General features: G+C 58.0%; 14 protein-coding genes and 1 pseudogene. 7 read left to right on the forward strand and 8 right to left on the reverse strand.

Translation table 11 applies throughout. From position 1 onward, the window contains the following. Positions 1 to 12: 12 nt before the first annotated feature. From ACKUG4_RS25190 to ACKUG4_RS25200, 3 genes are all read left to right on the forward strand, one after another. Positions 13 to 567, forward strand: coding sequence for a hypothetical protein (locus ACKUG4_RS25190; RefSeq protein WP_445435070.1), 555 nt, complete (start codon positions 13 to 15; stop codon positions 565 to 567). A gap of 235 nt (positions 568 to 802) precedes the next feature. Further along, positions 803 to 1,804, forward strand: a complete 1,002-nt coding sequence (locus tag ACKUG4_RS25195; RefSeq protein ID WP_445435071.1) for a hypothetical protein — start codon at positions 803 to 805, stop codon at positions 1,802 to 1,804. Positions 1,805 to 2,769: 965 nt separating this feature from the next. Then, positions 2,770 to 3,129 carry a DUF6124 family protein gene (locus ACKUG4_RS25200; protein ID WP_085608241.1) on the forward strand — a complete coding sequence of 120 codons (360 nt, stop codon included), beginning with the start codon at positions 2,770 to 2,772 and terminating at the stop codon, positions 3,127 to 3,129. 42 nt (positions 3,130 to 3,171) lie between these two features. Here the strand turns inward: ACKUG4_RS25200 and ACKUG4_RS25205 are convergent, their stop codons facing one another. Next, positions 3,172 to 3,837, reverse strand: coding sequence for a TIGR02466 family protein (locus ACKUG4_RS25205; RefSeq protein WP_103387146.1), 666 nt, complete (start codon positions 3,835 to 3,837; stop codon positions 3,172 to 3,174). A 186-nt stretch (positions 3,838 to 4,023) separates the two neighbouring features. Between ACKUG4_RS25205 and ACKUG4_RS25210 the strand changes: the two genes are divergently transcribed. Further along, complete coding sequence (locus ACKUG4_RS25210; protein WP_064380963.1) at positions 4,024 to 4,233, forward strand: hypothetical protein; 210 nt, start codon at positions 4,024 to 4,026, stop codon at positions 4,231 to 4,233. A 3-nt stretch (positions 4,234 to 4,236) separates the two neighbouring features. Here the strand turns inward: ACKUG4_RS25210 and ACKUG4_RS25215 are convergent, their stop codons facing one another. The 6 genes and pseudogenes from ACKUG4_RS25215 to ACKUG4_RS25240 all read right to left on the reverse strand — a co-directional run bounded on the left by ACKUG4_RS25215 (position 4,237) and on the right by ACKUG4_RS25240 (position 9,511). Then, the gene (locus tag ACKUG4_RS25215) at positions 4,237 to 5,028 is read right to left on the reverse strand and encodes a transporter substrate-binding domain-containing protein (RefSeq protein WP_172829495.1); all 792 of its coding nucleotides are present in this window, start codon (positions 5,026 to 5,028) and stop codon (positions 4,237 to 4,239) included. Positions 5,029 to 5,087: 59 nt separating this feature from the next. Beyond that, positions 5,088 to 5,951, reverse strand: a pseudogene (gene copD / locus ACKUG4_RS25220) (copper homeostasis membrane protein CopD). 3 nt (positions 5,952 to 5,954) lie between these two features. Continuing rightward, positions 5,955 to 6,329: a copper homeostasis periplasmic binding protein CopC gene (gene copC, locus ACKUG4_RS25225; RefSeq protein WP_445435072.1), complete on the reverse strand. Its 375-nt coding sequence runs from the start codon at positions 6,327 to 6,329 to the stop codon at positions 5,955 to 5,957. 31 nt (positions 6,330 to 6,360) lie between these two features. Further along, positions 6,361 to 7,218 (reverse strand): copper resistance protein B, encoded by an 858-nt coding sequence (locus tag ACKUG4_RS25230; RefSeq protein WP_445435073.1) that lies wholly within the window; start codon positions 7,216 to 7,218, stop codon positions 6,361 to 6,363. Positions 7,219 to 7,229: 11 nt separating this feature from the next. After that, on the reverse strand, positions 7,230 to 8,933 hold the full coding sequence (locus ACKUG4_RS25235) for a copper resistance system multicopper oxidase (RefSeq protein ID WP_445435074.1): 1,704 nt from the start codon (positions 8,931 to 8,933) through the stop codon (positions 7,230 to 7,232). 95 nt (positions 8,934 to 9,028) lie between these two features. After that, positions 9,029 to 9,511 (reverse strand): hypothetical protein, encoded by a 483-nt coding sequence (locus ACKUG4_RS25240; protein ID WP_064598036.1) that lies wholly within the window; start codon positions 9,509 to 9,511, stop codon positions 9,029 to 9,031. A gap of 165 nt (positions 9,512 to 9,676) precedes the next feature. On the opposite strand from ACKUG4_RS25240, the gene ACKUG4_RS25245 reads away from it, so the two are divergent. Beyond that, positions 9,677 to 10,336: a ribonuclease T2 gene (locus ACKUG4_RS25245; protein ID WP_445435075.1), complete on the forward strand. Its 660-nt coding sequence runs from the start codon at positions 9,677 to 9,679 to the stop codon at positions 10,334 to 10,336. 53 nt (positions 10,337 to 10,389) lie between these two features. On the opposite strand, the gene ACKUG4_RS25250 is transcribed toward ACKUG4_RS25245, so the two are convergent. Then, entirely contained in the window at positions 10,390 to 11,247 is an 858-nt protein-coding gene (locus ACKUG4_RS25250; protein ID WP_445435076.1) for a LysR substrate-binding domain-containing protein, read from the reverse strand. A 110-nt stretch (positions 11,248 to 11,357) separates the two neighbouring features. On the opposite strand from ACKUG4_RS25250, the gene ACKUG4_RS25255 reads away from it, so the two are divergent. Together ACKUG4_RS25255 and ACKUG4_RS25260 are read left to right on the forward strand one after the other, a co-directional pair. Beyond that, positions 11,358 to 12,062: a haloacid dehalogenase type II gene (locus ACKUG4_RS25255; protein WP_236191539.1), complete on the forward strand. Its 705-nt coding sequence runs from the start codon at positions 11,358 to 11,360 to the stop codon at positions 12,060 to 12,062. A 31-nt stretch (positions 12,063 to 12,093) separates the two neighbouring features. Continuing rightward, complete coding sequence (locus ACKUG4_RS25260) at positions 12,094 to 12,867, forward strand: aldolase (protein WP_445435077.1); 774 nt, start codon at positions 12,094 to 12,096, stop codon at positions 12,865 to 12,867. Positions 12,868 to 12,899 lie beyond the last annotated feature (32 nt).

Here is a 12,899-nt window from a genome sequence, read left to right on the forward strand (position 1 = left end):
GGAGGGGGGTACATGGCACTGTGGAAATGGGTGGTGGGTACTGGGACTGCTATAGTCGGCGTTATCGCAGCGCCTGTGGCTGATTCGCTGGTGAAGGAAGGTAAGTTTCCTGATGGGCTTGGGGCCGTACTGTCTAAACTGGGTATCTGGTTTTTGCTGTTTTGGGACTGGCTAAATGGGCAGACGAATATGCCAACTTGGCTTGTAATTATGCAGACTATTGCGCTGATAGGGTTTGTGGTAACACTCCTTTGGTTACTACTAAAAGATAGTGCAAGTGCCCGGCTGGCAGCGCATACTTCTCTGGAGCTGACCCCAGAGCAGCTCGCAGTTTTTTTATTCGTTGGACGATCTATCGATAATGATGTTGAAGTTTATATTGATCTGATAATTCGAAGCGTAGGCCTATCTAGAAATGCTACGGAGCATGCTTTAGAGTCGCTTTCAGAGAATGGTCTGATTACCTGCAATGCGAACTTCTATGGACCAGACTGGTATCTGCTCACCAATATTGGTAGAGGGCGCTACCTTGAACTGGTACGTAGTAATTCAGGCCGGGGAACTTGAGCGCAATGGCTTGAAAAGTCGCGCGTATGAGAGGCCGAATTTGACTAAGCGAAGAAGGGGGGCGGGTTTTTTTGTCTTTGTAAAATTAAATAAATCAGTCCCTGTTGCTGTTGTAAAAAAGTTTGGTCAAGAGTTTGCTTCATAAAGAATTAAGGGTTGAATGTATTTTTTGATCCTTGGGCGATAAGTAAATTTTTCCCCATTGTTCTGCTGATACGAAATTAAGGAGATTTCTGTGTTTGGGATTTGGTGTTATGTTGTATTTTTAGTTTCGGTAGTTTTTATTTTTTGGTTGCGCGACTGGTACAAAATTGATCACTCTTCACTTTTGTCTCAAGGAATGTTCTGGGGTGGGCTAATAATTCCATTGATCTCGTTTGTATATTTTGGATGTTATGCTTGGGAAGGATATTCATTGTCATTGAACGCGGCTGGACTAAATGAGTTCATTTCCATAAGCAAGCTACCACTTGGGCTCCTTTCATTGTCGATTCCCTTGGTTGCGATTGTGACAAGTGTCCATAGATCGATACAAACACAAGAGCAGATATCTACCGCGCTGAACCAGATTGACCTTGCAAAAAAGAAAAATTCTTTGGATGAGTACTATGCTCGCGAAAAAAATTTTGTGGATAAATGCTCGTTTGTCGAAAAGAAAGTAGGCAGCTTGCCTGTTTCACGAGGCGAGGAATACGTAGATCATAAAGTTTCATTGTCATTGCCGCACAAACTATTTAATGTCATTTATAAAGATTCGAAGCCAGATTCAGTTTCTGCCTATGAAGCCTCTGATGCGTTATATTGGATGATTATTACTGAGGTTGAAACTATAAGTGAAAATTTAAAGCTTCATATGGAAAAGCTTGAACGCGGTGAAAGTCCAAGCGTGGATGAAGATGCTGTGATACTCTTCGTAATTATGCGTTCGTTCTGTCGTACTCTGGATTTTTTGCATGTGGACTTATGCCCTGTGCCCTATTTTTCGATAAAGAAGTCAAAAGGAAGTGTTCAGTTGTGCGTAACGTCTGAGAAAGATTTAAAACAATGGCTGAGGAAGTACGTAGTTCTTGTTGATACTTTTATTGGTTTGGTCTGGCCGGAAAAGCAGTGCAGTTTTTTGAATATAAGAAGGTATGTGTATGTCGGTGCATATTATTTTGCTGGTTTTGGGTTGGGTAGTGTAGTGCAAGAATACAATTCGTTGAATTGGGAGGGGACGGTTGGTGTTTTTAAGTGATAATGGAAAAGTATCTCGATTTAAACGAGGTTTTTGTTTTTCTGTAATGTAGATTGGTAACTCGTGCAGAAATTTTTCATAGGCTATTCTTTAATGCAGAAAAGGGATGTGTAAAAGAGAAAAAGGGTACGATCATTATCCGCTCTCAAGTCAAGGTTGAAAGCCTCGCGCCCTGCAGTTTTAAACTTCAGGGTTTGCTCTTCAATTATGGCCCCGTCGACCCTTTTTTCTCATCGCTGGCTACGAAAGAGTCGTGCCTGACACCCATGGTGAAAGGAAGGAAAAGAAATGCTGAAGAGGACGAATTTGTTTGTTTTAGATTTATAGGTTGTGAATGAATAAGTCATCTATTGTTCGTTGTTTTATTATTAACTAGTGTTTTTATACTGGCTTTCTATTTCTGTCCGGATGTATGTGTACCTACTCTTCAGTCACCTAACCAGAAAAGCATTGGTTTTTCTTTGAGCCGGTGGGATTGGTGATGCGTGCAGCGGGCTTTGCCATTTTTGACTCCCTGTCAACGGATTAGCTGGCACCGACTGTATCAGAGTTGCTTTGGTGGTTGCCTGACGGCGACGTGCGCGGTGTTGGTTATCCATCTAAACAGCAAAATTTGAGTGTGTTTAAACGAAGCTCTCTGACACTACTTCGGCCCTACACATCCTTGCGCCACCCCCTACACCTAAGACAGAATCCGCCGGCTTGTGCCTCTAGCACGCGGGTTTTATTGTTCCTGGGTCACTGAAAACCAGTGATCGGGTTTGGTAGCCCGGATTCCGTCAGAAGCACAAGACTACTGTCTTGCGGAGGCTTTCAGTGCCTTCGTTTTATGGTGGTCATGCGCAGGGCATCTTCGGATGCGCCGGGGTTCCTGACGGCCGGTCTACCAACCTGCGTATGGCCTCCACCCTAGTTTGGTAGCGAAGGTGGCGGCTCCTAACCTCTTATCCGTCGGGAGTTACTCCATGTTCAAACCAACACCCAACCCACCAGAAACCGATCCAGTCTCCCCCTACAAATTCCCCGATTCACGAACCCTCAACGAAGCCGCCGAACGCGCCCTCGATCACTACCTCACCCCACAGCAACGGATCATGGGCAGCCACACCCAACATGACCCGATGTACTTCGCCAACCCGGCCTACGACACCGAATCCCTGCTCGCCAACGCCAGCGAATCCTTGGGATCGGCCTCCGAAATGCTCAACAACTTCGCCGCCTCCCTGGAACCCGCCCACCGCAAAACCGCCATCGGCATTGCGCAGTTGGTGATGTTGGGGTCTTTGGCGGTGAATCAGGCGCTGGATAACGTCGAGCCGAAGTAGGTCGTTGCGGCCCTCTGTCACGGAGGGCTGATTTTCTGTGCCTCAGGCACCAAAATTAAACGCAATCGAAATCCTTGGTCTCGTCCCTTCAAACCGTCGAACCGAATGCATCAGCCACGACGGAAACATGATGAAGGTGCCGCTGCTGGCGGCGCAGGTGCTGCTGAAACCGGCGGTTATGCAGTCTTCGACGCGCATTCGCAGTGCGGGGTTGTAGGTGGAGGCGACCATGCCGCGTGGGTCGGCGAATTCCAGGTCGCCGCCGACGGTCGGGTCGTCTTCCCGGCCGCCGGCGTCCACCCAGTAGACGCCTGACCAGAAGGCGCCCGGATGTCCGTGGAGGGCGTTGCTGTGGCCGGCGGTATTTACGTTGGCCCAGGCGTTGAGTTTCCATTCGAAACTCGGTTCGGTCAGTCCGAATTGTTCGCTGTGCACTGCCGTCATTTGCACGGCGAACGCTTTGGCGAACTTCACGAGAGCGTCGCTGGCTTCTTCGCCCCATTCATGGAAGTCGTTCGCGGACTGCCAGCCGCCGTCGTTGCTGCGCTGGGCGCCGCTGCGATCTTGCGCCATGCGGGTTGTGATGATGGTTTTCAGTTGGGAATTAAGTTTTGCGGCATCGGGGTACTGGATGCTGGCGAGGGGCGTTGTGAACAGCCGTCGAATCTTTATCAGGTCAGGATTTACCAACTGGCTGGTCGACGGCATTGCGGGTTCTCTGGGTTGCTCAAGTTGCAAAAAACTATACCGAGCGAACTGAAAAGCCGATGTAAACCTTTGTGAAAGGCCGAACCTGAACCCCCGCTGAAAACCCCGCAAGTTTCATCTTCCCGCCACCCACACAGGCCTACGATCCCTCCACAAGATCCCGATCCCACCCGAGCGCCACACAGCATGAACAATCCACTCAAAGCGCTGTTGATCGTCGCAACCGTCTCGGTTTTAAGCGCCTGCTCCGGTTCCGGTGGCTTGACCACCACCAGTTGTTTCTCCAGCGACTGTCAGTCGCCGGAGGCGCGGAACGTGAATACGTTGAAGTTCGGCGGGAGCAATATCGGTAACAGTTTCAACCAGTACAGCTCCGGCCTGATGCATGACGATTGAGGGTTACTGGGCCGCGGGTACGGCGATCCATTCGCTCAGGACTTTCTGGTATTTGCCGGTGACTTTGCTCAGGTGCAGCCACTGGTCGACGTAGAGTTTCCAGCTGATGTCGTCGCGCGGCAGCAGGTAGGCTTTTTCGCCGTATTGCATGAACTGGCTCGGGTTGACGGCGCACAGGCCGGGTTTGAGTTTTTGTTGGTAGAGGGCTTCGGAGGCGTCGGTGATCATCACGTCGGCCTTGTTGTCGAGCAGTTGTTCGAAGATGGTCACGTTGTCATGCAACGCAAGCTGCGCCTTGGGGAGGAAGGCGTGGACGAAGGCTTCGTTGGTGCCGCCGGCGGGTTCGACCAAGCGCACGTTCGGCTGGTTGATCTGGTCGATGGTCTGGTATTTGGACTGGTCGGCGCAACGCACCAACGGGATCTTGCCGTCGACGTCGAGGGTGTTGCTGAAGAAGGCTTTTTTCTGGCGTTCCAGGGTCACCGAGATGCCGCCGACGCCGATGTCGCATTTGCCGGCCTGCATGTCCGGCATCAGGGTTTTCCAGGTGGTCTGTACCCATTCGACCTTGACGCCGAGGCTGTCGGCCAGGGTTTGCGCCATGGCGATGTCGATGCCTTCGAATCCGCCGTCCGGGCGTTTGAAGGTGTAGGGCTTGTAGTCGCCGGTGGTGCAGACGCGCAACTGGCCCTGTTGCTGAATGGTGTCGAGGTGCGAGGCCGGTTCCTGTGCCTGGGCGGCGCCGGCCATGGCCAGCAGGCCGCAGAAGATCATCGTGCTTTTTGGAATTGTCATTGTGATCGGGCTTGTGCAGTGGAGGTGCGGGCCAGTGTAGTGAATGGGTTTGCCGGGTGTCACCCCGGTTCCGGGCTCAACGTACCCAGCCACGCCACCAGTCCCAAGATCAACAGCGCAATCACCAGCTCCAATGCCACGCTGCGACGCAAGGCGTTGGCCGCCACTTGATGCTACCCCGCGCGCAAAGATTGCTCGAGCAACGGCCCGAGGTGGAAGCGGTTCAACGCGGCCAGCACCAGCATGCCCCCGAACAACGCAACTTTGATCGCCAGCAGAATGCCGTAGGTGCCGAGCAGGACTTCGCCCAGTGTCGGGCCGACGATGAACAGGTAATTCGCCACGCCGGTGACCGAGAGGAACAGCACAATCGCCGCACCGACGCCTTCGAAGCGTTTGACGGAATCCGCCAGCGAACGAATGCGCGCTTCGCTGCACAGTGCGTCGAGCCGCGCCATCAAGATCAACGCGAGCATGGCGCCTAACCACGCACCCGCCGCGAGTAGGTGCAGGATGTCGCTGAGCAGGTGCCACGCGTTATCCATCGCCCCGTGTCCGCTCCAGGCCAGGGAGGCGAGGGCGACGGCGCCGGCCATCGACGCCAGCCACAATCCCGGCCAGATCATCACGACGATCAGCGCAATCATCCGCAGCGCCCACGCCAGCCCGACGTCGGTTTCCAGCACCATCATTTGCAGGTGCGGCCACAGCGCCGCGAACTCCGTTTCGCCACTCATGGCGCGGGTCATCAGCACCAGTCCCGCCACTGACAGCAGCGCCCCGATCAACGCCATCCCGCGCAGCATCGGCCGAAACCGCAGCACCGCGTCAATGCTGTACAGCCCGAACAACGCGAGCCCGAACAACAGCAGCAAATCCACATACAACGCCAGACGCAGGAGGATATTGATCAGTTCAGCCATCGCTCACTTCACTTTGAACGTGACGTTGCCGGTGATCGGGTGGGTGTCCGATGACACCGCGCGCCATTCGACCTTGTACGTGCCGGCCGGCAAGGGCGTGAGCGGGGTGACGAGCATGGTTTTCGGGTCGCTGCCGGCGCTGACTTTGGCCTTCATCGGCATCGGCGAGTGGGCCATGCCTGGCATTTCGGTCATCACCAGTTTGGCGCCGGAGAACTGGGTCAGCAGATCCTCCGAGAAACGCAGTTCGATCTTGCCGGGCGCCGCGCCGTCGGCACCTTCGGCCGGGGTCGACGACAGCAGTTTCGGATGGGCCTGGGCCAGGGTGCTCAGGAGCAAACCGCTGGCGAGGACTAGGGAGATTTTCAATGTGCGCATGCAAGACCTCGGTGTTGTTTTTTGAAGGGATTCAGAACCACAGCCGCACGCCGAGGACGAGTCGCGCTTCGCTGCGATCCTCGCTTTCTTCCCGTGCGTAATCGGCGGTTTGGCCGTAGGTGCGGTTCCAGGTCACGCCGATGTAGGGCGCAAATTCGCGGCGGATCTCATAGCGCAGACGCAGCCCGGCTTCGGTGTTCGAAAGGCCCGAGCCGATCCCGCGTTGCGGGTCGTTTTTGCCGTAGACGTTGAGTTCGGCGGTGGGCTGCAGGATCAGGCGATTGGTCAGCAGGATGTCGTAGTCGCCCTCCAGCCGCACCGCGCTCTGACCGTTTTCACCGAGGAACGCCGTGGCTTCGGCTTCGAAGTTGTACAGCGCCATGCCCTGCAAACCGAACGCGGCCCAGGTTTGTGGAGCGCCGGGTTTGAAGTCCTGGCGCACGCCGCTGACCACGTCCCACCACGGCGAAATCGCGTGGCCCCACAGCGCCTGGATTTCCGCGTCTTCGGTCTTGCCGTTGCTGCGTTCGCCTTCGGAGCGCAGCCACAGTCGATCGATGTCGCCGCCGATCCAGCCGGACAAGTCCCAGGCCAGAGTGCTGGCGTCGTCGGCGTCCTGCCATTCGAGTTTGTCGGCGAGGAAGTACGTGTTGATGGCGCTGTCGTGTACCTGATGTCCGGCGTGGCTGGTGAACACGGCGGCGCGGTCGGCGTCGGTCAGCGCCGGAATCGGCGTGCGGCTTTCGGTCGGCGCGGCGGGCTGCATCATGCCGTCGTCCATGCTCTGCATATCGCCCATCTGGCTGTGATCCATGCCCTGCATGTCGCTGGCGGCGAAGGCCTGGGCCATCGACAGAAGCGACAACGAAAGCGCGGCAAATCGAGTCATGGTCGGCATCCTCATTCTTCCACCCGCACTTCGCGGAACATGCCCATTTCCATGTGGTACAGGAGATGGCAGTGATAGGCCCAACGGCCGAGCGCATCGGCGGTGACGCGGTAAGTGCGACGGGTGCCGGGCGGCATGTCGATGGTGTGTTTGCGCACCTGGAAATTGCCGTTTTCGTCTTCCAGATCGCTCCACATGCCGTGCAGGTGAATGGGGTGAGTCATCATCGTGTCGTTGACCAGCACCAGGCGGATGCGCTCGCCGTACTTCAACAGCAGCGGCTCGGCGTCGGAGAACTTGATGCCGTTGAACGACCAGGCGAATTTCTCCATGTGGCCGGTGAGGTGCAACTCGATGGTGCGGCTCGGGTCGCGGCCGTCCGGGTCTTCGAAGGTGCTGCGCAGGTCGGCGTAGCTCAGTACACGGCGCCCGTTGTCGCGCAGGCCAAGGCCAGGGTCGTCGAGTTTCGCGGCAGTGGTCATGGCTTGCATGTCCACCAGCGGGTTGTCCTTTTCGCTGTCGGGGTGCGACTGCATCGGGCCCATGTTCATGCTCGAGTGATCCATGCCGCTCATGTCCATCGAACCATGATTCATGCCGCCCATACCCATGTCGTCCATGGTCACCAGCGGTCGCGGGTCCAGCGCCGGCACCGGGGCCGACAAACCGGCCCGGGTGGCGAGGGTGCCTCGGGCGTAACCGGTGCGGTCCATGGCCTGGGCGAACAGGGTGTAGGCGTCGGCGGCGGGCTCGACGATCACGTCATAGGTTTCCGCCACGGCGATGCGCAACTCGTCGACGCTGACCGGTTTGACGTGCAGGCCGTCGGCGGCGACCACGGTCATTTTCAAGCCGGGAATACGCACGTCGAAGTAGGTCATGGCGGAGCCGTTGATCAGCCGCAGACGCAGCTTTTCACCGGGGCGGAACAGGCCGGTCCAGTTGTTATCCGGGGCGTGGCCGTTCATCAGGAAGGTGTACGTGGCACCGCTGACGTCGGCGATGTCGGTGGGATTCATCTTCATCTGCGCCCACATCGTGCGATCGGCGACGGTGGCGCCCCAGCCTTTTTCGCCGACGTCATGGATGAAATCGCCGACGGTGCGTTTGTGGAAGTTGTAGTAGTCGGACTGTTTTTTCAGGGTCTTCATCAGGCTGGCCGGGTCTTCGTCGGTCCAGTCGCTGAGCATCACCACGTAGTCGCGGTCGTACTGGAACGGCTCCGGTTCCCGGGCGTCGATCACCAACGGCCCGTAGACGCCGGCCTGCTCCTGCAAGCCGGAATGGCTGTGATACCAGTAGGTGCCGTGCTGGCGAACCTTGAACTGATAGACGTACACGCCACCCGGCTCGATGCCCTTGAAACTCAGGCCCGGCACGCCGTCCATGTTGGCCGGCAGCAGAATGCCGTGCCAGTGGATCGACGTGCTGTCCTTGAGCCGGTTGCGCACCCGCAGCGTCACAGTGTCGCCTTCGCGCCAGCGCAGCAGCGGGCCGGGCAGGCTGCCGTTGATGGTCAGGGCGGTGCGAGGCTGGCCGGTGAAGTTGACCGGGGTTTCGCCGATGAACAGCTCGAAGTCGGTGCCGCTCAACTCGTTGACCTGGCCGGGGCTGTTCAAGGCCCAGACCGGCGTGCGCCACAGACCGAGGCCGCCGAGCAGACCGCCGGCGGCGAGGCCTTTGACGAAGGTGCGTCTTGAGGTGGTGGAAGGCATGCGCTGGAAGTCCCCGTTTGACCAATGACGGGGAGGCTAACCAGCGGCAGCTTTCAGCAGGCTGAGGCGCGGATTACAGTTGCGTCAGGTTCAACCTACAGACCGAGACCTTCCTGGACCACCAGCAGCAGGTTGTTTTCCGTCAACGCAATCGCATCCAGCTGTTGCCCGGTTTCGAGCGTCTGCAACCACCAATGGCTTTCACCGTGCTCATCGACCGTGCGCAGCAGCGATGCTTCGCGCCCCGGCAGGACGATTTGCACGCGCCCTGCGCCGTCTTCGGTGAAGCGGGCGATGGGATCGAACGTCAGGCTGTGGTGGTTGGCTTCGATGATCAACTGGTCGATGGCGTAGTCGTGGGTCTCGCCATCCGAAGAAGATTCGCAAACATGCGTAGGATTGCGCCGAATCTTCAGTCCTACTTCGGTGACCGGTTGCAACCAGCCCTCGATACGGTGATACAAGGCGTAGACCTGAGCCGGCCAGCAATCGATTTCCAGTTCGGCGCAGGTGATTTCGTCAGCATGGGTGTGCCGGGTTTGTTTGAGTTTCGCGGCGAGTTCGTCTGCTTTACTCATGTCGGTTCCCTGTGGTGATTTCAACATCATCGTAGTCCTTTCAAAGTAATGCAGGTTTTGCCCTGCGTCATGCGCTTGCAACACGGGCATGACTCAATCAGCGTCTGGCCAAGTGATGGTCAGACCACAGAAACCACGGACGCACGCGTCCCAAGGAACGGGAACATGAAAAAGCTTTTTACAATTATGGCGCTGATTGCGCTGACGGTCGGTAGCATCGGCCTGAGTTCGGCACGCCAGTCGTCCGCCAGCAAGGCGGAATCGGTGGCGGGGGTATTCGATTACTACCTCCTGACGTTGTCCTGGTCGCCGACCTTTTGCCTGACCCACAAGGATGACCCGCAATGCACCGGCAAGGGTTACGGTTTTGTCCTGCATGGCCTGTGGCCGCAATACGCCAAGGGCGGCTGGCCGCAATCCTGCCCACCGCTGACCATCCTGTCGGCTGCTGAAACGGCCAAAGGCCTGACGCTGTTCCCGACCAAAAAACTCCTCGATCACGAATGGAGCAAGCACGGCACCTGCAGCGGCCTCGGCGCCATGGGTTATCTGGACGAAGCGGACAAGGCCGTAGCGGCGGTGAAAATCCCGGAAGAACTGCAACCGTTCAGTAGCTCCTATTACTTCGAAGCGCAGGAAATTGCCGATCTGTTCCGCAAGAGCAATCCGGGCATCCCGTCAGACGGCATCGCCGTCATCTGCAACGGCCCGGAACTCTCGGAAGTGCGCGTGTGCATGGGCAAGGACCTGCAATTCGGCGCCTGCGGCAAGGGCGTGAAAACCCAGTGCCGGGCGGGGGATATTCGAGTACCGCCATCGCGTTGACCGACCATAAAAACTGGCGCCTGAAAAGGGCGCCTGTTTTTTTGCAATCAACCTCAAGCAAATCCCCCCGCATCCACCCCCAGTTCTCCCCGCAAAAACTCCACCAACCCCCGCTGCAATCCACTCAACACCCCCTCGCGACTGACCAGCGCCAGTTCCGTCGGTGGCAACAGCGGCAAGTCCGTACACACCCGATGTTCCGGCAACACCGCCGACGCCGGCAGCACCGAAACCCCGAGCCCGGAGGCGACCGCCGCCTGAATGCCGGTCAGGCTGTGGCTGCCGAAGGCCACTCGCCAGGGGCGTTGCGCCACGTCGAGCAGGCGGATCGCCCGTTGTCGGTACAGGCAGCCCTGGGGAAACAGCGCCAGCGGCAGCACGCCAGTGGAGGCATCGAATTCCACGCCTTTGACCCACACCAGTCGCTCCGGCCAGGTCGCCCAGGCGGGGCCGCTGTCGGGTTCGCGTTTGATCAGGGCGATGTCGATTTCGCCGCTGTCGAGGCGTTGGCGCAGGTCGAGGCTCATGCCGCTGACGGTTTCCAGCCGTGCTTGCGGGTGGCTGCGGGTGAAGCCGGCGAGGATCAGCGCCATGCGTCGGGCGTCGAAGTCTTCCGGCATGCCGATGCGCAGGATTTCCAGATCCACGTCGCTGGCCAGTGCTTCGCTGGCCTCGGCCGACAAGGCCAGCAGGCGGCGAGCGTAGTGGATCAGCAGTTCGCCGTGCTCGGTGACGCTGACGTTCAACCCGGTGCGGTCGCGCAACAACAGGGCGTGGCCGACCAGGTCTTCGAGTTTGCGCACCTGTTGGCTGACCGTGGATTGAGTGCGGTGGACACGTTCGGCGGCGCGGGTGAAGCTGCCTTCATCAACCACGCAGACGAAGGTTTTCAGCAGTTCCAGATCCAGCATGGCGGCGGTCTCGATATTTGTTTGGCAACTGACGGTTGGCTATTTATTTAATTTCACACTATCACCCCGAGTTCATAAGCTGAAGCCCTCACTTGCAGAGGAATGCCCCCATGACGTTGATCAACACACCGCGCCCGCAATGGCTGACCTTCGATTGCTACGGCACTTTGATTCAATGGGACGAAGGCCTGCGCGCCGTGGCCGAGCGAATCCTCAGCGAGAAGGGCGAACATCGGGTCGACGCCGGGCGCCTGATCGAGGTTTATGACCGCCACGAACATCGCTTGGAACAAACGCCACCGCATCGCTCGTTCCGCGAGCTGAGCACTCTCGGCCTGCAACTGGCTCTGGAAGAACTGGGCCTGGCGAGTGCCAGCGAAGACAGCCAGCGCCTGGCCGCTGCGATCCCGCAGATGCCGCCGTTTCCCGAAGTCGTCGAGACCCTCGCGCAGCTCAAGGCCCAGGGTTTCAAACTGTGCATCGTCTCCAACACCGATGACGACATCATCGCCGGCAACGTCGCTCAACTCGGCGGCCATATCGACCGGGTGATCACCGCGCAGCAGGCCGGCGCCTACAAACCGGCGCCGCGGCTGTTCGACTACGCTCATGAGCAATTGGGCGTCAGCCGCGATCAGGTAGTGCACATCTGCGCCAGCCCGATGCTCGACCACACGGCGGCCCGCGATATGCATTTTCGTTGCGTCTGGATCGATCGCGGCACCGGTCGTCAATTGCTGCCGGACTATCGGCCCGACGCGATCCTCAACACGCTGGACGAAGTGCTCCCGCTGTTCTCGTCCCTTGGCTGGTAAGAAACCTCGCCCGTCATCAAGGAGTTTCGCCATGGCCCATACCCTGACCGGCAGCGCCCGACCCGCGCATTCCAGCTCGTTGAACCTCGACAGCGAAGCCATCATCACTGCTCGCCAAGAGCTGGCGGCGTGCTTTCAACTGGCGGCGCTCCACGGGCTGGAGGAGGGGATCTGCAATCACTTTTCGGCGATGTTGCCGGGGCACGATGACCTGTTTCTGGTCAATCCGTACGGCTATGCGTTTTCCGAAGTGACGGCGCATAACCTGCTGGTCTGCGACTTCGCCGGCAACGTGGTGGACGGCGAGGGTCAGCCGGAAGCGACTGCTTTCTATATTCACGCGCGCCTGCACCAGCGGCTGCCTCGGGTGAAGGTCGCGTTCCATACGCACATGCCGAACGCGACAGCGTTGTGCCTGCTGGAGGGGCCGCCGCTGTTGTGGCTGAGTCAGACCGCGCTGAAGTTCTACGGGCGCACGGCGGTGGACGAGCATTACAACGGGCTGGCGCTGGATGAGCGTGAAGGCGACCGGATTGCCGGGGTCATGGGCGAGGCCGACATTCTGTTTCTGAAGAATCACGGGGTGATCGTTGGGGCGCCGACCATCGCCGAAGCCTGGGACGATCTGTATTACCTGGAGCGTGCCGCGCAGGTGCAACTGCTGGCGATGGCCACGCAACGGGTGTTGAAACCGGTGCCGCACGCGGTTGCGCAACGGGCCTACGAGCAGATGCGCGAGGGCGATCCGGAAAGTGCGCGGGCGCATCTGCACAGTGCAATGCGGCGGTTGGCGAGCCGGGGGTAAAAGCGAGGAAAACGGGCAGGCAAAAATAATTC

This window comes from Candidatus Pseudomonas auctus, assembly GCF_048654275.1.
In the GTDB taxonomy this organism is placed as follows: domain Bacteria; phylum Pseudomonadota; class Gammaproteobacteria; order Pseudomonadales; family Pseudomonadaceae; genus Aquipseudomonas; species Aquipseudomonas pharyngis.